21 protein-coding genes are annotated in these 21,178 nt (G+C 70.7%); 10 read left to right on the top strand and 11 right to left on the bottom strand.

All coding sequences use genetic code 11. From position 1 onward, the window contains the following. The first annotated feature begins 88 nt into the window (after positions 1 to 88). The gene (gene gap, locus ACIBN2_RS18055; protein WP_399135438.1) at positions 89 to 1,087 is read left to right on the top strand and encodes a type I glyceraldehyde-3-phosphate dehydrogenase; all 999 of its coding nucleotides are present in this window, start codon (positions 89 to 91) and stop codon (positions 1,085 to 1,087) included. An 87-nt stretch (positions 1,088 to 1,174) separates the two neighbouring features. On the opposite strand, the gene ACIBN2_RS18050 is transcribed toward gap, so the two are convergent. Together ACIBN2_RS18050 and ACIBN2_RS18045 are read right to left on the bottom strand one after the other, a co-directional pair. Continuing rightward, entirely contained in the window at positions 1,175 to 1,996 is an 822-nt protein-coding gene (locus tag ACIBN2_RS18050) for an SAM-dependent methyltransferase (protein WP_399135437.1), read from the bottom strand. 99 nt (positions 1,997 to 2,095) lie between these two features. Continuing rightward, on the bottom strand, positions 2,096 to 2,383 hold the full coding sequence (locus ACIBN2_RS18045) for a zinc-ribbon domain-containing protein (protein ID WP_399135436.1): 288 nt from the start codon (positions 2,381 to 2,383) through the stop codon (positions 2,096 to 2,098). 207 nt (positions 2,384 to 2,590) lie between these two features. Here ACIBN2_RS18045 and ACIBN2_RS18040 point away from each other — a divergent pair, with 207 nt between their 5' ends. Continuing rightward, positions 2,591 to 3,433: a helix-turn-helix domain-containing protein gene (locus tag ACIBN2_RS18040; RefSeq protein WP_399135435.1), complete on the top strand. Its 843-nt coding sequence runs from the start codon at positions 2,591 to 2,593 to the stop codon at positions 3,431 to 3,433. Between the two features lie 72 nt (positions 3,434 to 3,505). After that, positions 3,506 to 4,117 (top strand): dihydrofolate reductase family protein, encoded by a 612-nt coding sequence (locus tag ACIBN2_RS18035; protein WP_399135434.1) that lies wholly within the window; start codon positions 3,506 to 3,508, stop codon positions 4,115 to 4,117. 84 nt (positions 4,118 to 4,201) lie between these two features. On the opposite strand, the gene ACIBN2_RS18030 is transcribed toward ACIBN2_RS18035, so the two are convergent. Then, the gene (locus ACIBN2_RS18030; RefSeq protein WP_399135433.1) at positions 4,202 to 4,903 is read right to left on the bottom strand and encodes a DUF1062 domain-containing protein; all 702 of its coding nucleotides are present in this window, start codon (positions 4,901 to 4,903) and stop codon (positions 4,202 to 4,204) included. Between the two features lie 357 nt (positions 4,904 to 5,260). Here ACIBN2_RS18030 and ACIBN2_RS18025 point away from each other — a divergent pair, with 357 nt between their 5' ends. Then, positions 5,261 to 5,968 carry a hypothetical protein gene (locus ACIBN2_RS18025; protein ID WP_399135432.1) on the top strand — a complete coding sequence of 236 codons (708 nt, stop codon included), beginning with the start codon at positions 5,261 to 5,263 and terminating at the stop codon, positions 5,966 to 5,968. 251 nt (positions 5,969 to 6,219) lie between these two features. Here ACIBN2_RS18025 and ACIBN2_RS18020 read toward each other — a convergent pair whose 3' ends face one another. From ACIBN2_RS18020 to ACIBN2_RS18010, 3 genes are all read right to left on the bottom strand, one after another. Next, positions 6,220 to 7,962 (bottom strand): DEAD/DEAH box helicase, encoded by a 1,743-nt coding sequence (locus tag ACIBN2_RS18020; protein ID WP_399135431.1) that lies wholly within the window; start codon positions 7,960 to 7,962, stop codon positions 6,220 to 6,222. Positions 7,963 to 8,048: 86 nt separating this feature from the next. Further along, the gene (locus tag ACIBN2_RS18015; RefSeq protein ID WP_240111487.1) at positions 8,049 to 8,252 is read right to left on the bottom strand and encodes a cold-shock protein; all 204 of its coding nucleotides are present in this window, start codon (positions 8,250 to 8,252) and stop codon (positions 8,049 to 8,051) included. 271 nt (positions 8,253 to 8,523) lie between these two features. Further along, complete coding sequence (locus tag ACIBN2_RS18010; RefSeq protein ID WP_399135430.1) at positions 8,524 to 9,789, bottom strand: alpha/beta hydrolase family protein; 1,266 nt, start codon at positions 9,787 to 9,789, stop codon at positions 8,524 to 8,526. 270 nt (positions 9,790 to 10,059) lie between these two features. Here ACIBN2_RS18010 and ACIBN2_RS18005 point away from each other — a divergent pair, with 270 nt between their 5' ends. Continuing rightward, positions 10,060 to 10,701, top strand: a complete 642-nt coding sequence (locus ACIBN2_RS18005; protein ID WP_399135429.1) for a methyltransferase family protein — start codon at positions 10,060 to 10,062, stop codon at positions 10,699 to 10,701. A gap of 60 nt (positions 10,702 to 10,761) precedes the next feature. On the opposite strand, the gene ACIBN2_RS18000 is transcribed toward ACIBN2_RS18005, so the two are convergent. The 4 genes from ACIBN2_RS18000 to ACIBN2_RS17985 form a co-directional block, all read right to left on the bottom strand. Beyond that, complete coding sequence (locus tag ACIBN2_RS18000) at positions 10,762 to 11,901, bottom strand: ferritin-like protein (protein ID WP_399135428.1); 1,140 nt, start codon at positions 11,899 to 11,901, stop codon at positions 10,762 to 10,764. 210 nt (positions 11,902 to 12,111) lie between these two features. Continuing rightward, positions 12,112 to 13,107, bottom strand: coding sequence for an esterase/lipase family protein (locus tag ACIBN2_RS17995; protein ID WP_399135427.1), 996 nt, complete (start codon positions 13,105 to 13,107; stop codon positions 12,112 to 12,114). Positions 13,108 to 13,461: 354 nt separating this feature from the next. Next, positions 13,462 to 15,108 carry an allantoin permease gene (locus tag ACIBN2_RS17990; RefSeq protein WP_399135426.1) on the bottom strand — a complete coding sequence of 549 codons (1,647 nt, stop codon included), beginning with the start codon at positions 15,106 to 15,108 and terminating at the stop codon, positions 13,462 to 13,464. 441 nt (positions 15,109 to 15,549) lie between these two features. Beyond that, positions 15,550 to 16,182 (bottom strand): TetR/AcrR family transcriptional regulator, encoded by a 633-nt coding sequence (locus tag ACIBN2_RS17985; RefSeq protein ID WP_399135425.1) that lies wholly within the window; start codon positions 16,180 to 16,182, stop codon positions 15,550 to 15,552. Positions 16,183 to 16,229: 47 nt separating this feature from the next. On the opposite strand from ACIBN2_RS17985, the gene ACIBN2_RS17980 reads away from it, so the two are divergent. The 4 genes from ACIBN2_RS17980 (at position 16,230) to ACIBN2_RS17965 (ending at position 19,432) form a co-directional block, all read left to right on the top strand. Then, a complete protein-coding gene (locus tag ACIBN2_RS17980) occupies positions 16,230 to 17,099 on the top strand; it encodes an ABC transporter ATP-binding protein (RefSeq protein ID WP_399135424.1) in 870 nt (289 codons plus the stop codon). Further along, positions 17,086 to 17,847, top strand: coding sequence for an ABC transporter permease (locus tag ACIBN2_RS17975; RefSeq protein ID WP_399135423.1), 762 nt, complete (start codon positions 17,086 to 17,088; stop codon positions 17,845 to 17,847). The genes ACIBN2_RS17980 and ACIBN2_RS17975 overlap by 14 nt, the downstream gene beginning before the upstream one ends. 100 nt (positions 17,848 to 17,947) lie before the next feature. Beyond that, positions 17,948 to 18,421, top strand: a complete 474-nt coding sequence (locus tag ACIBN2_RS17970) for a carboxymuconolactone decarboxylase family protein (protein WP_399135422.1) — start codon at positions 17,948 to 17,950, stop codon at positions 18,419 to 18,421. Between the two features lie 87 nt (positions 18,422 to 18,508). Further along, positions 18,509 to 19,432: an RNA polymerase sigma-70 factor gene (locus ACIBN2_RS17965; RefSeq protein ID WP_399135421.1), complete on the top strand. Its 924-nt coding sequence runs from the start codon at positions 18,509 to 18,511 to the stop codon at positions 19,430 to 19,432. Positions 19,433 to 19,559: 127 nt separating this feature from the next. Here the strand turns inward: ACIBN2_RS17965 and ACIBN2_RS17960 are convergent, their stop codons facing one another. Then, positions 19,560 to 20,471, bottom strand: coding sequence for an SDR family oxidoreductase (locus ACIBN2_RS17960; RefSeq protein ID WP_399135420.1), 912 nt, complete (start codon positions 20,469 to 20,471; stop codon positions 19,560 to 19,562). An 86-nt stretch (positions 20,472 to 20,557) separates the two neighbouring features. Here ACIBN2_RS17960 and ACIBN2_RS17955 point away from each other — a divergent pair, with 86 nt between their 5' ends. Continuing rightward, positions 20,558 to 21,124: a TetR/AcrR family transcriptional regulator gene (locus ACIBN2_RS17955; protein WP_399135419.1), complete on the top strand. Its 567-nt coding sequence runs from the start codon at positions 20,558 to 20,560 to the stop codon at positions 21,122 to 21,124. Positions 21,125 to 21,178 lie beyond the last annotated feature (54 nt).

The raw sequence follows: 21,178 nt of genomic DNA, 5'->3' as shown, positions 1-21,178 counted from the left end.
GGCGCTCACGCCACGGCCACGACCGGGCCCCCGCACGCGAGGCTGGAGACGTACCGCACGGACATGGACAGGGACACAAGGGACAGTCATGACTCGCATCGCCATCAACGGATTCGGCCGCATCGGACGCAACGTGCTGCGCGCCCTGCTCGAGCGCGACAGCGACCTCGAGGTCGTCGCCGTCAACGACCTCACCGAGCCCGCCACCCTCGCCCGCCTGCTCGCCTACGACTCCACGGCCGGCCGCCTCGGCCGCCCGGTGAGCGTCGACGGCGACACCCTCGTGGTCGACGGCCGCCGCATCAAGGTGCTCGCCGAGCGCGACCCGGCGCAGCTGCCCTGGGCCGAACTCGGCGTCGACCTCGCGCTGGAGTCCACCGGCCGCTTCACCTCGGCCAAGGCCGCCCGCGCCCACCTCGACGCCGGCGCACGCAAGGTCCTCGTCAGCGCGCCGTCGGACGGCGCCGACGTCACGCTCGCCTACGGCGTCAACACCGACGCCTACGACGCGGAGCTGCACACGGTCGTCTCCAACGCCTCGTGCACGACCAACGCCCTCGCGCCGCTCGCCGCCGTCCTCGACGAACTCGCGGGCATCGAGCACGGGTTCATGACCACCGTGCACGCCTACACGCAGGAGCAGAACCTCCAGGACGGCCCGCACCGCGACGCCCGCCGCGCCCGCGCCGCCGGCGTCAACATCGTGCCGACCACGACCGGCGCCGCCAAGGCGATCGGCCTCGTCCTGCCCGGCCTCGACGGCAAGCTGTCCGGCGACTCGATCCGCGTGCCGGTCCCGGTCGGCTCCATCGTCGAGCTCAACACGACGGTCGCCCGCGACGTGACCCGCGACGAGATCCTGGCGGCCTACCGCACCGCGGCCGAGGGCCCGCTGGCCGGCGTCCTCGAGTACTCCGAGGACCCCCTGGTCTCCTCCGACATCACCGGCAACCCGGCCTCGTCCATCTTCGACTCGGCCCTCACCCGCGTCGACGGCCGCCACGTCAAGGTGGTCGCCTGGTACGACAACGAGTGGGGCTTCTCCAACCGCGTCATCGACACGCTGGAACTGCTCGCCGCGCGCTGACCGCGCGCCACGGCTCGGCATCCGTCACGACGGCGAGCCCGGGCCTCCCCGCGGGACGGGGCGCCCGGCTCGCCGCCGGGCTTCGTGTCACGGCTTCCGCGCCACTCCGCAGAACTGCGTCACGTCGACGATCTCACCGATGTCGGGCTGGTCAGCACGCCAGCGCGAGCAGGACACCACGCCCGGCTCGAGAAGCTCCAACCCCCGGAAGTAGCGCAGCAGTTGCTCGCGGCTGCGGAGCTTCATCGGGGCCGAGCCCTGCTCGTTCCAGCTGGCGACCGCCGCCGTCATGGCCTCGGTGTGCACCTCGGCGGTCGGGTGGGCGAGGGCCAGGTAGCTGCCGGAAGGCAGGGCGGCGACGAGGCGGTCGACGATCCCGTACGACTCCTCGTCGTCGTTCACGAACTGCATGATGCCCAGCAGCATGAGCGCGATCGGCCGGTCGAAGTCCAGTGTGCGGGCGGCGCTTTCGAGGATCGTGCCGGGGCTGTGGACATCCCCGTCGATGTAGTCCGTGACGCCGTCGGGGCTGCTGGTGAGCAGGGCCTGGGCGTGGACCAGGACCAGGGGATCGTTGTCCACGTAGACGATCCGCGCGTCGGGGGCCAGCCGCTGGGCGACCTCGTGCGTGTTGTCCGCCGTGGGCAGGCCGGTGCCGAGGTCGAGGAACTGGCGGATGCCCACGTCGCCGACCAGATGACGCACCGCCCGCCCGAGGAACGCCCGGTCGGCGCGCGCGGAATCGACGATCTCCGGGAAGTACTGCAGGACTTGGTCGCCCATGGAGCGGTCGGGGCCGTAGTTGTCCTTGCCGCCCAGCCAGTAGTTCCACACCCGCGCCGAATGCGGGGTGTTGAGGTCCAGGCGCGCCAGCACCGCCTCACGATCGTCGGCCGATTCCTCAGGCATGACACGCTCCTTGCTCCCCGCCGGTGGCAAGCGACAACGTAGCGGGCACTGTCGGTTCCGACCACCGATTCGGGGATCTTGACGGGGGCGCTGACCGGCTCAGGACTGATAGGGCTGCTGGGGCTGCCCGTACGCCTGACCGCTCTGCCCGCCCGCGGCCTGCGCCTGCAGCTGCTCCGTCTGCTCCTTCGTCACCTTCTGCTCCAGACCGCAGAAGGTGCACTGTGTCGCGTACTTCGTCGAGATCGGAAACAGGGGCACGAAGAACAGCGAGAACTTGGTGACGTACCTCTTGAGCGTGTGCGCGGAGGGGTTGCCGCAGTTGCCACACACCAGCGTCAGTATCGCGAGCTGGTACACGTATCGCTTGGTGCCGAAGATGATCATTGGGTTGCTCTCCCGGGGCAGTGCCTTTTCATACGGTTGCACGCGGCGCCGGCCGGCGGCACACACGGTCACGGAACACAGTCTTGTACATGCGGACGGGCTCGGGGGACGGGTCGGGCGACGTCGTGCTGGTCGGGACCGCCCGTCCTGACGTCGTCCTGCGGCACTTCCGTCGCGAACCGTCCCCTGGGCGGCCACACTGATTGCATGGAATACGTCGGCCGGGTTCCCGCTCCGCCGCTCGACCTGTTCGTCGACGACATCTACTGCCTGACCGGGGTGCCGCGCCACCGGTGGATGAACGTCCCGCCGATGCCGTCGGCCCACTTGTTCATTCACCTGGGCGGCCCCGTCCGCCTGCTGGATTCCGACCGCTCGGTGCCGCCGGCGGTGTTCACCGACGCATGGTTCATGGGGGTGTGGACCAGGCGCTTCCTCTTCGAGTATCCCGCACGGGTGCGGCTCGTCGGGGTGCACTTCAAACCCTGGGGGATGTCGCCGTTCGTCGGCATACCGGCGAACGAGCTGCGCAACCGATGGGTGCCGGTCGACGCCGTCTGGCAGCGGTCCGTGGACCGGATGCGTGACCGGGTCGGCGAAGCCGCATCGCCCGCCGACACCTTGCGGGTGGTGGAGGAGGAGCTGCGATCACGCCTCACCGAGCCACCGTGGCGTGGTCTCGACCTCGTCCGGCACACAGGCGGGCGGCTGGAGACCTCCCACGGCGCGATCCCGGTCGGTGCGCTCGCCGATGACGCCGGGGTGAGCGGCAATCACCTGGCCAAGCTGTTCAAGGACCACGTCGGCGTCACCCCGAAGCGGGTGGCACGCATCTACCGCTTCGCGCGGCTCATCGTGTCCGTGGACGCCCTGCGTCCGGTCGACTGGTCGGAGCTCGCCCACGCGGCGGGTTACTTCGATCACGCCCATTTCAGCAGGGAGTTCAAGGACTTCACCGGCCACACTCCGACGCAGTACCTGGCCCTGCGGCGCCGATTCCCCGCCGAGCCGGGGGCCCCGCAGGACAACGGCCCGATGCCGGCCGATTGATTTCTTACATGCCAGGACACCCTCGGGGCGACAAGATGGGAGCGGCTGGCAAGGCGACCGCGAGGAGGTCCTGTGGGCACAGTGATCATGCACAGCGTGGTGTCGGTGGACGGCTTCATCGCCGACAAGAACGACGCGGTCGGGCCACTTCACGACTGGTACTTCAACGGGGACGTCCCGATCATCGAAAGCGGGGACGAGCGGTACGACCACTCCGGGGCCGGCAGCCGCTTCAAGGTCTCGCGGGCGTCGGCGGAGTACGTCCGGTCGATGTGGGCCTCCATCGGCACGATCGTGATGGGCCGCAACCTGTTCGACCTGGTGAACGGCTGGGAGGGCGCGCCGCCCGTGGGAGACCACGTGGTCGTGGTCTCCCACCGGCCCAAGCCCGAGGGCTGGCACCCCGAGGCGTCCTACCACTTCGTCGACGGCGCCACGGCCGCGATCGACAAGGCGCAGGACCTCGCCGGGGATCGAGTGGTCGCCGTGAACGCCGGCGAGGCAGGCGGCCAGATCCTCGCAGCCGGTCTCGTGGACGAGGTCGCCATGGACGTGGTTCCGGTGATCTTCGGCTCGGGCAAACGATACTTCGGCGGCATCGACGCCCAGCATCTGCTGGAGGACCCGCATGTGGTCATCCAGGGCGAGGGCGTGCTGCATCTGAGGTTCAGGGTGCGCCGCTAGGGCCCCGCACGACAGCAGGGCCTCCTGGCGGCTCGCAGCGTGTCTGCGCCGACGAGCCGTCCGGGAAGCCCCGTTGTCCCTCGTCTACTCTCCCGCCGGCACCGCCGAGCTCAGCACCCTCGACCGTGCGTCGCGTGCCCCGGCTCGCCGTAGGTAGGTGCGCTCCTCAACCGCCGGAGCGACAAGGACCGTTGAGCCTTTCGCGACGCCGGCGGGGTCGGATCGGGCAACGGTGAACTCGAAGTCCCGATGGGTCTTGGCCCCGGGAGCCAGCGGCAGCCGGATGCGCCCGTCCGCGACCATGCGTCGCACCGCGGTACGGCTGAGGCCGAGCCCCAGCATGAGCAGTCGTTCGACCCGGACCGGCGCGGGCAGTTCGAAGCTGATCCGGACCGTGAGCGGTGACGGGTCGTGGAGTGCGTCGAGAGGTGTGCCGGTCCGGAGTCGCCAGGTACCGGTCCAGTCGAGGCGGTATCCGTTCTTCGCGGCCAGCGACGCGCTCATCGTCAACTCCCCAACCACGGCAGGGTCGTTGGACTCATATGCCACCCGGCGAGCGGGTTCCAGCGACGACACGTGGATGCGTTCGCGGACGGGCACCTTCGAAGTGCGGTCGCACACGGCGCAGTTCAGGAGCAGCCAGACGTCGAGGAGCTTGCCGCTCGCGTTGACGCGGAACTTGCCCGAGGGACGATGACGCGTGCCGGTGCAATCCAGGCAGGGTTTCACGACGGTGGGCAGGGCGGATTGACGCACGGCCCACTGGGCCTTGCGGGCGGTATTCATGAATGTGGTTGATTCCTGGGCTCAGCAGGAGCTCACGCGGGCCAGGCCGCGACTCCTGGGATCTGGCGGATGCACACGAGGGCGCGGGTGCCGCCTCGAGGCCGGGTCGTCAGGCTCCGAGGTCGATCGCGCGACAGGTCGACTGTGGGTACGTGGCAGCGTTTACAGATCCATGCGGGCGATCCTGATCGAAGGCGCGGCCCGCAGGCAACTCCTTTTCCGCAGGCTCACGCACGGGCCGCACCTCGGGGCCCCGCAGGCCGGGCCCCGTCGGCCAGGTCCCGCCCAGGGTGCGGCAACCGCGGCCCCACTTGGCATAGTTGACCCGGCACGAAGGGCCAGGGAGAGACGGGGCAGATGGACGCCGAACACCAGCGGTTCCGGGTCGAGTTCGCCAGTGGCACGGCCGCCTCAGTGGCGAAGCGACGCTCGTTCCGCGACCACGAGCGCAATGACGTGGAAGCGGACCTGCCAGGCTGGCTTCCTAAGCGGCCCTTCGTGGTACGAGGGCTCTTCGGCAAGCTCGGCCAGCACGTCCAAACCGTCGTCGGCGGGCTGCTGATGCTGCCGCTGTACGTCATCGCCGGCCTCTTCAACAGCCCCGCGTCACCCGACAGACGCGGAAAGCTGGAGGAGCGCGAGAATGAGATCGACGACTTCCCCGTGATGTGCGCGGCTCCGGGCGAGACGGCTCGCAGCCTGCCCTGGCAGCTCGATCCCTCCCGGCGGCCCCGGCGAACCGTCACCGAGCTCGAACTCGCCGACTCCGACGGCCTCGTACGCATCACGTCCTACGAGGACACGGCACGCGGCAACCGCTTCGTCGAATGGGGTGGCGGCGGGAAGGTGCCGGGATCCGAGGCCGTCCTCTGGGAGTTGCCGCGGCAGGACATAGCCGGCGCGGAGGTCAAGTCCTTCAGCATGAACGAGTCCGACTTCAGGATCCGCTTCGGTGACGGTTCATGGGCCCGCCTGACGACCACCGGATCGTCGGCCGCGCGGAAGATCGTGGAGCTTCTCAACCAGCGACAAGCCGACCGGACTGCCGCCGGCCCACCCGGCTGACCACACCCCGTCCCTGCGGATTCCGGGACCACGGCTGTGCCGATCCCCGAAGGGGGCTGACACCGTGCTCCGGGCCGAACCGCCGTATGCGATGGGCGCGGCTCGAGGACGCGTGGCTCTCCGCAGGCGGGAGGGCCACCCGTGCCGCCCGCACCCTGGCCGCTCCGGCGGGACCGGCCCGCGGGCCGGCACACAGCCGGTTCCGGCAGCGCAGAGCTCATGGCCGATCAGCCCGGCGCTGCCTTGCACCCCTAGGTCGCAGAGGTACGGCGGGTGCCTCCTCGTCGGTCGGAGCCGCGCCCGCCGCCCTTGACGGCGCCATTCGTGCCGCTCGTGCTTCCGCCGGCTGCCGGCCGCCGCCCGGACGCGCGGCCGGCCTTGCCGGTGGTGCCGCCGGTCGCCGGGGCTCCCGTGGACTGACGGTCCGAGCCGCGGCCGCCCGCTGCGGCGGCGCCGCTCTTGGCCCCGCCGGAGCCTGCCCGGCGGGCAGAACCGCGCTTGGCGGGTGCGGAGGCGCCACCGGTGGCCGTCGCACCGGCCGCGGTGCGACGGCCCGATCCACGGCTCTCCCCACCGGCGGCGGCACCGGTCGCGGCCCCGGCCCCAGCCCCATTGCTACGGCGCCGGCCGGACCGCCTGCTCGCCCCGCTGCCGGTCTTCCCGCCCGGGCGGGACGCCTTCGGTGCCGGCGGTTCGGGGACCTCGATGGTGACGGCCACGCCGGAAGGCTCGCGGGCGCCCGTGATGGTGGTCAGTTCCGCGTCGCTCGACTTGATGCGCGCCGTCCGGGGACGGATGTTCGCGTCCGACATGAGCCGGGTGACGTCCCGCTTCTGTTCGGGCAGGACGAGCGTGACCACGCTGCCGGAGCCGCCGGCGCGGGCCGTGCGGCCGCCCCGGTGGACGTAGTCCTTGTGGTCGGTGGGGGGATCGACGTTCACGACCAGGTCGAGGTCGTCGACGTGTATGCCCCGGGCCGCGACGTTCGTCGCCACCAGGGCGGTGACGTGGCCGTTCTTGAACTGTTCCAGGGTGCGGTTGCGCTGCGGCTGGGAGCGGCCTCCGTGCAGTGCCGCGGCACGGACACCGACGGCCAGGAGCCGCTTGGCGAGCCGGTCGGCGGATCTCTTGGTGTCGAGGAAGAGGATGACCCGGCCGTCACGGGCCGCGATGCGCGTGGTGACGGCCTTCTTGTCGGTCTCGTCCAGCACATGGAGCACGTGGTGCTCCATGGTGGTCACCGCTCCCGCGGACGGGTCCACGGAATGCACCACGGGGTCGGTCAGGAACTGCTTCACCAGCCGGTCGATGTTGCGGTCCAGGGTGGCCGAGAAGAGCATCCGCTGTCCGTCGGGCCGCACCAGCTTCATCAGCTTGGTGATCTGCGGCAGGAAGCCGATGTCGGTCATCTGGTCGGCTTCGTCCAGCACCGTGATGCGTACCTGGTCGAGCACGCAGTCTCCGCGTTCCACCAGATCGTTGAGCCTGCCGGGACTCGCCACGACCACCTCCGCGCCGCGGCGCAGCGCACCGGCCTGCTTGGTGATGGAGAGCCCGCCGACCACGGTGGTCAGCCGCAGGTTCACGGCCGTCGCATACGGGGTGAGCGCGTCCGTCACCTGCTGAGCCAGTTCCCGGGTGGGCACCAGCACGAGGGCGAGGGGGGCCTTGGGCTCTGCGCGCAGCCCGGCTGTGCGGGCCAGCAGCGCCAGCCCGAACGCGAGCGTCTTGCCGGAACCGGTGCGTCCTCGTCCCAGCAGGTCACGTCCGGCCAGCGAATTGGGCAGCGTGGCGGCCTGAATGGGGAAGGGGGTGGTCACCCCCTGCGCGGCGAGGGTCTTCAGCAGCCCCGCCGGCATGTCCATACCGGCGAAGTCCTCGACGGCGGGAAGGGCGGGGGTCGTGTTTTCGGGCAGCCGGAATTCCCGCGGCGACTGGGCGGACGGTGCGGGCGACGAGGCGCGCCGGTTCGGCTTCTGGGACCTGCGGGACATTCGGTTGTCTGCCTTCCTGGAACAGCACAAACCGGGGTCCGCACCATAAAGGTGCGGACCCCGGTGAGCGGATACGCGTCCTGCGATCAGGCGGGGACGATGTTCTCCGCCTGCGGGCCCTTCTGGCCCTGCGTGACGTCGAACGAGACCCGCTGACCGTCCTGGAGCTCACGGAAGCCCTGGGTCGCGATGTTCGAGTAGTGGGCGAAGACGTCCGGACCGCCGCCGTCCTGCTCGATGAAGCCGAAACCCTTTTCGGCGTTGAACCACTTCACGGTTCCCTGTGCCATGACTTACTCCTTCTCTAGGCAGAGGGCCCACCCGGATATGCCGGAAAACAAATAATGCGCCTGAAGGAGAAACATTCCCGTCAGGCGCACATAGGTTCATGGGTACCACAACTGCAACACGGAAACCGTAGCACAGTCCTGTGGCCTGTGGTCGATCAACGAGGCGTGTCGGGCTCTCCCGGGCCTTTCGGTGGCCGTGACGTCTCCCTGGCTCCTGGCCACAGGGCCGGCACCAAGCCTCGGCGCCGGCCCTGCCGCCGCGCACGCGGCTTCAGAAGAAGCGGGCCTCCGGGTGGCAAGGCGAGGGCCCGTCCAGCAGCCCGTGATCGTCCCGGCCGCGCAGCCAGCGGCCGAAGAACGCGGTGATGTACGCCCGCTCGGCGCTGATCGCGTGGCTCGGTGCGATCGTGCCGATGTTCTTCACGACGGTCTCGTGCGGCAGGCCCAGCAGACGGGCGATCTGCGGGACGAGGGCGACGGCGTCGGTGTACGTGGCGTGCTCCGCGCCTCGCAGGTTCAGGCCGCGGTGCCAGCCATGGCTGTGCCGCCACACGGCTTTCCAGGACGGTACGGTCCGCAGGTCGTTGCCGTCCTTGCCGATCAGGAGGAAGGGGCGGTCGACGCCGTCGGCGGCCACGGTGGAGAGGTGGCCGGGGGTGCTGTCCTCCTGCTCGTGCGCGAGGAGGCCGTCCAGGTCCGCCGCGGCCGCGATGCGCGGGTCGTCGTGCATGGTCTGCATGGCGGTGAAGCCGCCCGCCGACTGGCCGAACATGCCGAGACGGCCGAAGTCCGGCATGCCGCGCACGGCCCCGGGCAGGGCACTGGGCAGTTCGTCCAACACGAAGCGGGTGTCGGCCACCCGCACGCCGATCGCCTTCTTCAGCAGCGCCCTGATGCGCTCCTGGTCGGGGGATGCCTTGGCGTACTCCGCGGGCAGGACGGAGTCTTCGACGCGGCCGCCCGGGAACTCCACGGCCGAGGCGTCGTAGGTGTGGTCCACGCTCACCACCACATAGCCGCGCGAGGCGAGGTCGTCGCAGAGTGTCGTGCCCATGGTGCGGGGGTCGCCGGCGCCCGGTGAGTAGAGGACGACCGGGAACGGTCCGCTGCCGCGCTCGATGGGGGCGCCTTCATGGGCATGGGTGAGGGTGGCCGCCCAGTCGACCTTGTCGGCGGGCACATCGGAGAAGCTGTTCAGGGCGGCGAATCCGGCGGCCGCGCCGGGCAGCATCTGCGGCGCGCGTCGATGTCCGGTGACCGTCCTGGCCGGATAGCGGACGTCGACCATGAGCTCCCGGTACGGCTGCGACGCGATCCAGGGATCGGGGCGGGAACGGTCGACGAGGTGCAGCGAGACCGTGCCGACCGGGTACGGACCACTCGGCCCGGGCAACGTCAGCCGCACCAGCCCGTCCTTGCGCGACGCGGGAGACGCGGGAGACGCTGACGCGGCGGACGCGGACGCGCCGCGTGCCGGGAGCGCGGACACGGCGAAGGCGGCGGCGGCCGACATCAAAACGGCACGGCGGGTCTGCATGGCTGGTCCCCTTGGTCGATACGAGTGCAGCTGCCGGTCGCGGTGCAACTGCCGTCATTTGTCCGGTACTTGTCCGGTACTTCGTCCGGTACGTGTCCGGTGATCACGTCGTGTGGAGCGATCACTTACAGAGTCCCGGCTCGGCTTGATCGTCACCATCCGGCGGGCCCGCCGCCGTGCCTGGGGGTTTTCCTCCATCCCTGGGTGGAGACGTGTCCATCGACTCGTGGGTGGTGGTGATCGGCTCACTGCTCGGAGCACCCTTGAGGCATGAGTTCTCTGCACTCGGCACTCGTCGTTCTGATCGGCGTCTGTTTCGTGGTCTTCGTCGCGGCCTGGCTCGCGGGCGCCGTCTACTTCGGCGTCAAGAGCCAGGCCGGCCTGCACGGCTGGATGCGCGGACTGCGCCGCGAACTGCCTCGCCGGATACTGCTGATCGCAGGCGTCTGGATCTTTGTCACGCTGATCAGACACTCGCAGGGTTTCTGGCACCACTTGCAGTACTGGCAGCCCGAAGTCGCCCTGCTGGGCGGCCTGTTGGCTGTCGCCTCCACCGCTCTGCTGCTGTGGGCCCGTTGGGTCCTGGGCACGATGTGGGCCAGCATCCCCATGGTCCAGGAGCATCACGAGCTGCGCACGGACGGGCCCTACCGGCTGGTCCGGCACCCCATATACACCGGTCTCCTCGGCCTGGTCGTCGGCGCCATGCTGGCCTGCGGATTCGGCGTGTGGACGGCGTGCGTGGCGGTCGCCGTGCCGTGGCTGCTGCGCCGGGTGCGAAGAGAGGACGGGCTGATGGCCGATCAGTTCGGCGCCTCCTACGACGCCTACCGCGCCCGCGTCCCGGCGCTCCTGCCGAGGCTGCGCCCCGCCCCGGCCGGCCCCCGCCAGGTCGGCGGCGAGCAGCACTAGCCGGGATCGGGGCGGGCGGCACAAGCCGGAAGGAGGAAGAGCAGCCGTGTCCTCGAACGATCAGAAGGGGCGGAACTGGGGACCGTAGTTGCCCGGCGCGTCGGGGATCGAGCGCTCCATCAGCTCCACGGCGGGGTGTTCGAGGCCGCGCATCGTGTGGATGGCCGTGTGCAGGGTGCGGTGGCCGCCACCGGCCCAGGCCATCTCCAGGTTCTGCAGGACGGCGTGGTAGGTGGCGTCGAAGCCGTCCAGGAGTCGCCGCACCTCGCCCGGCGCGTCGGACCAGCCGCCGGCCGGGACCGGGGCCATGGGGCGCGCGTCGGGGAAGGGCACGGGAGCGCCGGAGAACTCCCAGTCGCCGTCGCTCTCGCGCAGCCGCCGGCCGTGGTAGATCTCGCCGAAGGCGTAGTAGTGCGCGGGGTAGTCGTCGTCGAAGGCCGTGGCGGGAGAGCTGGTGGTGCCCTCGCCCTGCTCCTTGATGATCTCGATGGCGCGCATGACGTCGTCCGGGGTCCTCACCGGCTCCAGCACGTCGGAGCCGATGCGCGTGGACAGTTGGCCTCGCTCCTGCAGGTCCGGTGCCACATTGCGGAAGGTCTGCAGGATGTCGCCGTAGAAGGTGCCCACGCTGGGTTCGGCCTCGATGCTGCGGGCGAGGGGCCGGTCGGGGGCTTCGATCGCCATCATCACGTCGTGCACGAAGGACCGGGTCAGGCCCGACAGGTAGACGGTGACTCCGGGGCGTACGCCGCCGGGCAGCGGGCCGGGGTAGGTGGACGCCACTGCCTTGATCTGCGGCCTGCCGCCCACGGAGACCAGGAGGTTGCAGACCACGCCGAGGTGGAACATCTCGTCGCCGACGATGCGCCGGATCAGCCGGGCGGCCTCGCTGCTGCGGTCCTTGATGGACCACCAGCCGCACAAGTAGGGGGGAATGGTGGCCAGTTCGAGTGCGACCGCGACCTGGAGGGCGTTGCGGAGCCAGCTCATTCCGCGGCCGTCCTCGGGTACGGCCAGCAGACGGGCCACGGAGTGGTGGCCGGGCGCGGCGGGCGTTGAGCTCGCCGGCCGTGCGGCGGCCTGCGCAGGACCGGTGGCCGCGACCGGGGCGCCCGCTGCCAGGGCGGCGGTCGCCAGGAAGCTCCTGCGCTTGAAGGGGGCAACTGCCGGGCTGTCCGAATTTTCTGTCGTACCAGTCAATTTCGCCTCAGCTCATAGCAATGGCCCCGTCTCTGCGCGAGATGGACGGGACCCTCCGACAGCTCTGGAAGCTAGCAGCCGGCACCGCGCTTCCCCGGGCGCACGGGCCCGGGCGACGCGTCCACCACCCTGACAGTCCAACGGGTCACGGCCCGGGTGTGGACCACGCCTCCGGGGCTCGGTCGAGGTCCCCGGAAGGCGCGACCGGATTTACAGCGGTACGGGCATGAGGGCACAGCGCACCGGTTCGGCGTGTGCGGGGTCGAGGGCGTTGAGCACCAGGCGGTTGATGTTCGGGTCGTACATGCCGCCCACGTGACCGGTGAGATCCAGCGGGCACGTGTCCTGCAGCAGGATGTTGTGGACGGTCGCGCCGGGGCCGGCCTTGAGGAACTGGTGGGTGTACGGGGTCACCACCACGTCGGTGCGGGTGACGAGGGTGGTGTAGGTGACGCCGGGCTCGGTGTCGCCCTTGGCGTAGAGCTGCTGGAGCACGGGGGAGCCGGTCGTCTGGTCCCTGGCCGCGGGGCTGTCCAGGCCGAGCGGCTTGCCGGCCCGGCCCGCCACGTCCAGCACCGCATCGAGGAGGTTGGCCAGGCCGGCTGCGTCGGTGCCGTGGTTGCTGGGGTTGATGCCCACGAGCTGGTGCACCTTCGCGGCCCCGCCGTCGAAGCGCAGATACCACTCGGGGGTCACACCGCCGCCCTGGGAGTGGCCCACGAGGTCGGCCTTCGAGGCGCCGGTGGCGGCCAGCACCTTGTCGACGTAGGAGGCCAGTTGCCTGGCCGAGTCGGGCACGTGGGCGGTCGCCTTCATCAGGGCGTGGGGCTTGCTCTCGCCGTAGTTGAGGGCGAAGACGCAGTAGCCGGCGTTCCTCAGCACCGGTGCGAGCCCGCTCCAGGTGTCGTAGGCGTTGGCGAAGGTGCCGTGGACCAGCACCACCGGGTAGGGGTGGGCGGCCGAGGGCTTGCAGCTGAAGTCGTTGGCTCCGGCGGGGGAGCGGTCCGGGTTCGGCAGCGAGGCCAGCGCGGCCAGGCCCGTGCTGACCGCCCCCAGATAACCGAAGTGGTTGGCGGGCGCGGTGGACGGGGCCCAGGCGGCGACCGGGTGGGGTCTGGGCGGGACGGCCGAAGCGGCGGGGGCGGCGGCGGTCAGGCAGACCGCCGCGGCCAGGGCGGTTCCTGCGGCCTTGAGGATGCGGCGCATCAAGGTGCGCACCTCCTGGTGACGGGGCGTCAGTGGGGCTCGGGGAGGCCCCAGCTTCGACACCCCGTCACGCCCCGCCCGGTCGCGGCGCGCCACGTGCGCCCGTCTGGCGCACGCGCGGTCAGCCGGGCGGGCGGACGGGTCCCGGCCGGCCCCGGTGCGCGAAGGGGCTGTCGGCCGGAGGGATTCGTCGCGGCACTGGCTCTGACGGGCAGGTCTGACGGGCAGGAGGGAGGTGATGACGGTGACGTCAGGGAGCAGCGGTCATGCGCGGGCCGTACGGAGCGCGAACGCGCCTGCTCTTCTTCATGCTTGACGAGCGGGGCGGCGACGCACCCCGCTCGCCGTCACGTGCTATGCCGTCGCCGGAAGCACATGGTCGCCGATCTTGTCCGTGCTCAGGCACAGCGAGCAGACCAGTGCGTCATGGGTGGCGCAGGCGGTCAGATCGGGCCGCTCGTAGGGCTGGTGGCAGACGTGACAGTCGTACGTCGTAGCAGTGGGGTTGCCCTCCGCGTCGAGCAGCGGCTCCTCGATGCCGTCGTCGGTGCGGCGCAGGTAGTACCTGCCCTTGGTGAGGACGGCCATGAGCGGGGTGAGGGCGAAGGCGATGACGGCCGCGGCGACGGGGGAGTAGGGCTGGAGGGTGTCTCCGAAGAGGTGGAAGTACATGGCGATCGACAGACCGGAGGCGGCGACGAAGGCCACGACGCCGACAGGGTTGACGGCGAAGAGCATCCCGCGGCGGAACTCCGGCCGGAGCGGGGAGAGTTTGAGCAGGTACTTGTTGACGGCGATGTCGGTGGCGACGGTGACCACCCAGGCGATGGCGCAGTTGGAGTAGAAGCCGAGAATGCTGTTGAGGAAGCTGAACATGTCGGCTTCCATCAGGGCCAGCGCGAAGCCCAGGTTGACCAGGACGAACACCATGCGGCCGGGGTAGTGCCTGGTGACGCGGGTGAAGGAGTTGGTCCATGCGAGCGAACCGGAGTACGCGTTCGTCACGTTGATCTTGATCTGGCTGATCACGACGAGCGCCACGGCCAGCGGGACGACCATCCATGACGGCATCATCGCGTCGAAGGCACCGCGGAACTGTTGGATCGGCTCGGGCGCCGCCTCCGCTCCCACCTCGGCGAGGATGTAGACGGCGAGGAAGGCGCCGATGGCCTGCTTCAGTGCGCCGAGCACCACCCAGCCGGGGCCCGCCATGATCACGGCGGTCCACCAAGTGCGCTTGTTTACTGCGGTCTTGGGCGGCATGAAACGCAGGTAGTCGATCTGCTCGCCGATCTGCGCGATGAGGGAGAGACAGACCCCTGCGCCGAGCAGGACGGGCGCGATGCCGACGCCGCCGTCGCCGTCGGTGCCGGCGTAGGAGAGGAAGCGGTCCACCGTGTTGGGGTCGGTGGCGATCAAATAGATCAACGGGCCGACCATCAGCAGCAGCCAGATCGGGGTGGTCCACACCTGGAGCTTGCTGAGCGCCTTCATGCCGTAGACGACCAGGGGGATCACCATGAGCGTGGAGACGGCGTAGCCCAGCCACAGCGGCAGGCCGAGGCCGAGTTTGAGGCCCTGGGCCATGATCGAGCCCTCGAGGGCGAAGAAGATGAAGGTGAAACTGGCGAAGATGACGCTGGTGAGGACCGAACCGTAGTAGCCGAAGCCGGAGCCGCGGGTGATCAGGTCCAGGTCGATGTTGTAGCGGGCGCCGTAGTAGGCGAGCGGAAAGCCGGTGACGAAGATGACGACCGCGGCGACGGCGATCGCGACGAGCGCGTTACCCGTGCCGTGCGCCAGGCCGATGCCGGCGCCGATGGAGAAGTCGGCCATGTAGGCGATGCCGCCGAGCGCGGTCGTCGCCACCACCATCGGGGTCCAGCGGCGGTAACTGCGCGGTGCGAAGCGGAGGGTGTAGTCCTCCAGGGTCTCCTTGGTCGCCTGTCCGGGCGGGGACTTTGGTGGCGTGCCGGTCTGCGGGGACTGGGTTGCACTCATGGTCGGCCCTTCGGGGTGGAGTGGTGCTCCGGTGGGGGGCGGGGCGGTGAGCGGTGAGGCGTCCCGGGGTGGCGTCGTCGGCAGCCAGGGAGTTGAGGGGGGAGAGAAGTCCCTTGTCTTCAGAGCCGGTTGGCGCGAGACCGCGGCGCGCGGCGGGCGCGCTCGTTCACCACGGCGGTTGAGCCGACGGCGCTGGCGGGCACGGCTCGGTGGCGTCCGGGACGTCGACGGGTGACCGGGCCGTATACGACTCTGAATCCATGGGCGGATACGCTAGAAACCGCTTGTTTCCCGCAGGTTGATCACGTGGTGAACGGGCCGTTTCCGGGATCTCACCGGTTCGCAGGGCGCGGCCGACCCGTCGTCCGCGCCGTTCGTCACTTCACGGCCGTGTGATCGCCGCTCCTCCCGGCACCTCCCGCGGGTGGCGCGGGGCGGTGGTCAGTCCGTTCGTCCCGCCGCCGCGTTGACCAGTCGCCGGATGTCCTCCAGGTCGGCCTCGAACTCGGCGGTGAGGTCGACGGGCAGGTCGAGCCACGGCGCGAGGGTGCCGTGGCCGGGGAGTTCGCTGTCCGGGAGCCGGCCGCGCCGGCCGCGCGGGTCGAGGCTGCCGGGGGCGAAGCGGCCCGACGCCTCGGAGGCGGCGAACCCGATCACGAAGGTGCTGATCATGCGCTCCAGCCGGGGCACTTGAGGCGCGGGGACCCCGGCCTCGATGAGGGCGACGTAGATGACGTCCACCGCGCGCACGGCGTCCGGCGTGATCGCCGGCCGCGAGAACAGCAGGTGCGCCGCCCAGGGGTGACGCTGCGTCATCTCGCGGAAGGCGTGGGCGAGGGCGGTGAGCCGTTCCTCCCAGGTCTGCTCCTGGGGCGGCTCCGAGGGCAGGACGGCGGCCAGCAGGCGTCCGACCATGCCGTCCAGCAATGCCGCCTTGTCCTTGACGTGCCGGTACAACGCCATCGGCGTGACGCCGACACGGTCGGCCAGCGCACGCATCGACACCGCGTCGAGGCCGTGCTCGTCGGCGATGTCCAGCGCCGCGTCCAGAATCTCTTCCCGCCTGCCGCTCATGAGTCTACAGTGTAGACGTATACGGTGTAGACATCATGGAGGCGGGGATGCTGATCGCCCAGGAACTGGTGAAGCTCTACGGCCGGCAGCGAGTTCTCGACGGCTTCGGTCTCACGGTCGCGCCTGGCGAGATCGTCGGCCTCATCGGCCACAACGGCGCGGGCAAGACCACGTTCGTCGAGATCGTCACCGGTCTCGTACGGCCGGACGCGGGCCGGATCCGCATCGGTCCGCACGACGCCCTGCGCGACGGGCGGGCCGCACGAGGACTGCTGGGTGTGGCTCCCCAGGAACTGGCCCTGTACGGCAGTGCCACCGCGCGGGAGAACCTGCGGCTGTTCGCCGGGCTCGCCGGACTGCGCGGCCGGCGCCGCGACGCGGAAATCGCCCGTGTCCTGGGCGAGTTGCACCTGAACGCCGTCGCGGACCGTCCCGTCGGCGTCCTGTCCGGGGGCCAGCGCCGCCGCGTCCAGGCGGCCACCGCCCTGGTCGGCTCCCCGCCCCTCCTGCTGCTGGACGAGCCGACCGCCGGGGCCGACCCGGAGACCCGCTCCGCGCTGCTGGCCGCCGTCAAGGCCCGGGCCGCGGCCGGTGCCGCCGTGGTCTACACGACGCACTACCTGCCCGAACTTGTCGATCTCGGCGCCACGTTGGCGCTCGCCCGCGCCGGACGCGTCATCGCCCGCGGCACCCAGGAAGAGCTCACCCGCGACCTGCCCGGCGAACTCCACGTCACCTTCGCCGACCCGGCCGTACCCGACCTGCGTATGCCCACCACCGACCCCGGGGCCGATCTGGCCGCCCTGCTCACCTCCGGTCGTACGCCCGCGTCCGTCGACGTCCGCCGTCCCAGCCTGGACGATCTCTACCGATCCCTGGAGACCACCGTGCCGGAGTCCGATCATGCCGCCGCGTGAATCCGCCACCCGCGTGGGCGCCCTCGTACGTCACAACGCGATGCTGATGCTGCGCGAACCCGGCCCGCTGCTGAGCCGGATGATCCTGCCACTCGCCTTCATGACCCTGCTGCGCCCGCTCTACCTGGCCGCACAGGGCCGCACGGCCGGCACTCAACAGGCCGTCGTGGGCACACTGGTCACCTTCTCCCTGCTGGCGCTCAGCATCGCCGGCAGCGCGATCCTCGCCGAACGCATCGGCCGCACCTGGGACCGTCTGCGCGCCACGCCGCTGCACCCGGTGGAGATGCTCGTGGGCAAGGCCGTTCCCGTCCTCGCGGCCCTGCTGGCCCAGCAGTTGCTGATCATCGGCTTCGGGGTGTGCGCCTTCGGGTTGAGCGTCCCGCATCCGTTCCTGCTCCTTGGCGTCCTGCTCAGCTGGAGCGGCACCCTGCTCGGGCTCGGCACGCTCCTCGGTGTGCTGGTGCGCAGCATGGGCGAGCTCTCGGCCGCCTACGACATCGGCGGCATGCTGCTCAGCAGCGTCGGCGGCGCACTCGTACCGCTCAGCGTGCTGCCCGCCTGGGTCGCCCACGCGGCCCCGGCCTCGCCCGGCTACTGGGCCGCCCGCGGCCTGCGCGCCGCACTCGACGGCGACGCCCACACCGCCGCCACGGCCTGCGGCACGCTCCTCGGGGTGGCGCTCCTGTGCGGCGCACTGGCCTCCGTGCGGCTGCGCGGCCACAGCAGCCGCCTGGTCGCCCTCTGACGCCGGGCGAGGAGACGCAGGTCACAACCGGGCATGTCACAGGGGGTCGGGCCACCCCGTCCCAGGGGTGTAGCCAGTGACGACCACAGGGGAGCACACCATGGAAGCGCGAGTGAACTACTTCACCAGCCCGAGCGCCGGGAAGGCCGTCAAGCACCTCATGCCGGCGGGCCGGGCGCTGAAGGAGGCGCCGCTGCCGGCCGCGACGCAGGAGCTGGTGGCGCTGCGGGTGAGCCAGATCAACGGCTGCGCCGTCTGCATCGACATGCACACCAAGGACGCCGCCGCGGCCGGCGAGACCTCGGTGCGGCTGAATCTGGTCGCGACCTGGCGGGAGGCCACCGTATTCACCGAGGCCGAGCGCGCCGCGTTGGAGCTGGCGGAGGCGGGGACCCGGGTCGCGGACGGCGCCGGCGGGGTCAGCGACGAGGTGTGGGCGTACGCCGCCAAGCACTACGACGAGGAGCAGCTCACCGCCCTGGTGGTTCTGGTCTCCTTCATGAACATGGTGAACCGGCTCAACGTCATCAGCCGTCAGCCGGCCGGAGACTACGAGCCCGGACAGTTCCACTGATCGGTACAGGTCTTGGCTGGTGCCAATGGGTCCCGACAGGTCCCAAAAGATCTCAACGGACACAACTGCAGGGGGAGTTGAGTGGACGTGAGTAAGGTCGAGGAGTTCGAGGAGCTGCGGCCGCTGCTGTTCTCGGTCGCCTACCGGATCCTGGGCAGCGTGGGTGAGGCCGAGGACGCGGTGCAGGAGACATGGCTGCGCTTCGACGGCACGGCGACCCGTCCCACCTCGACCAAGGCGTACCTCTCGACCACGGTGACGCGGATCGCCATCGACGTGCTGCGCTCCGCGCGGGTACGGCGGGAGCAGTACGTCGGCCCGTGGTTCCCCGAGCCGCTGCTGAACGACCCGTACGAGGATCCGGCGCGGGCGATGGAGCTGGCCGACTCGGTGTCGATGGCGGCTCTGCTGCTGCTGGAGCGGCTCAGCCCGCTGGAGCGCGCGGTGTTCGTACTGCGCGAGGTGTTCGGCTTCGGCTTCGACGAGGTCGCCGCGGCGGTGGGGCGGACGGAGACGGCGTGCCGGCAGTTGCTGGTACGGGCGCGACGGCACATGCAGGACGGACGGCCGCGCTTCGAAGCGGTGAGCACCGAGCGGGACGAACTGGCGTCGCGGTTCTTCGACGCCCTGCGCGAAGGCGACGTCGCGTCTCTGCAGGACCTGCTCGCCGCGGACGTGTCGATGGCGGGCGACGGCGGCGGCAAGGCACCGCAGCTGGCCAGGGCGGTCGTCGGCGCCGACAACGTGGCCCGGCTGCTGGCCTCCGTCTTCCCCTGGATGGCCCGGATCGACGTGACCATCGAGCCCCACGAGATCAACGGCCAGCCCGGCGCGATCTTCCGCGACCGGGACGGCGGGGTCGTCAATGTCATGGTGCTCGACGTGCTGGACGGGCGGATCCGCACGATCCGTTCGGTGATCAATCCCGACAAGCTCGGTCACGTCGGACCGGTCGCGGACGCCTGGGCCCTCGACCGCGAGCTGAGGCGGGCACGCCGCCGGCAGAACTGACCGCCGACCGCCGGCCGAACCGACCGTCGGCCCCCAGCGGAACCAACCTCCGGCCGTCGGCGGACCCCGCACTCGCCGCCCCCTGTCGGCAGCCGGCCCACCACCCCTCAGCCCCAGTCCCCGCTGCTCAGGCGCCGTCGAAGTAGTGCCCCTTGTCGAGGTCCTCCAGAAGTCCGGGCTGGGTCGGCCGCCAGTCCAGCAGTTCGCGGGTGAGGGTGTTCGACGTCGGGGCGTCGAGTCCGAGGAAGCCGCTCATCCAGGTGAAGTGCCCGGGCGCGGCCTCGGGTGACACGGAGGTCACCGGCACGTCGAGGTGCCGGCCGATCACCTCGGCCACGTCACGGATCGCGACCCCCTCCTCCGCCGTGCCGTGCAGCACCGACCCCGCGGGGGCCTTCTCGACCGCCAGCCGGAACAGCCGCGCGGCGTCGAGGCGGTGGACGGCGGGCCAGCGGTTGGCGCCGTCGCCGATGTAGCCGGAGACGCCCTTGTCCCGGGCCACGGCGACCAGGAACGCCATGAACCCGTTGTCACCCTCGCCGTGGCAGGTCGGGGAGAGCCGCACCACCGACGAGCGCACGCCGCGCTCGGCGAGGGCGAGCGCCGCCAGGGACGTGGACGCGCGGATGGACATCGCCGAGCCGTCCACGGTGGGCATGTCCCGCTCGCTCGCCACCCGGCCCGGCTTCAGACCGGCCAGCCCGGAGGCGAGGACGAACGGGCGGCCGGTGCCGGCCAGCGGCTCGGCGAGGGCGTCGACGGCACGGCGGTCGGCCTCGGCGGCGCCCTGGAAGTCGCCGCTGAAGGCGATGTCGTGCTTGAAGGCGAGATGGACGACCCCGTCCGCCTCGGCCGCGGCGGCGGCCATCACGTCGAGGTCGTCGACGCTGCCGCGCACCACGTCCGCCCCGGCGGCGGTGAGGGCGGCGGCGGAGGAGTCGGAGCGGGCGAGGCCGGTGACCTGGTGACCCGCTTCGAGGAGGTCGGGAACGAGCGCGGAGCCGAGCCAGCCGGACGCGCCGGTCACGAAGATGCGCATGGGAAAGCCCCAAACTGTCGATGTCAGTGACTGTCATCAACGCTAGCACCTGATGTCAGTGACTGCCATCGCGTAGGATCTGGCGCATGGTGAGATGGGAGCCGAACGCACGCGAACGCCTGGCCAAAGCGGCGTTGGAGCTCTACAGCGAGCGCGGCTACGAACGAACGACGGTGGCGGAGATCGCCAAGCAGGCCGGGCTGACCGAGCGGACGTTCTTCCGGCACTACGCCGACAAGCGCGAGGTGCTCTTCGATGGCGCGGGCGCGCTGCAGGAGCTGTTCGTGCGGTCCGTCGCCGAGGCACCGGAGTCCGCGGCGCCCATCGACATGGTGGCGGCCGGGCTCGAGGCCGTCTCCGCGGTGTTCGTCGACCGCCGCCCCTTCGCCCGCAAGCGCCAGGCCGTGATCATGGCGAACGCGGAACTCCAGGAACGCGAGCTGATCAAGCTCGCCTCGCTGTCGGCCGCGCTCTCCGACGCGCTGCGCCGCCGCGGCGTCGCCGAACCGGCCGCGAGCCTGACCGCCGAAGCGGGCCTCGCCGTCTTCAAGATCGGGTTCGAGCGGTGGGTCGCGGAAGGCGAGGAACGCCCGATGGAGGAGCTGATGGAGGAGTCCATGGACCAGCTCAAGGCCGTGACCGCGGGGGCTTAGCGCATACCGGAACAGCTGGACAGCCGGACAGCCCGGCAACGGCCTTCCCCCGCA

Origin of the sequence: Streptomyces sp. NPDC050534 (assembly GCF_044457745.1) — a bacterium.
Classification (GTDB): Bacteria; Actinomycetota; Actinomycetes; order Streptomycetales; family Streptomycetaceae; genus Streptomyces.
This window is presented reverse-complemented; position numbering and strand designations above follow the sequence as displayed.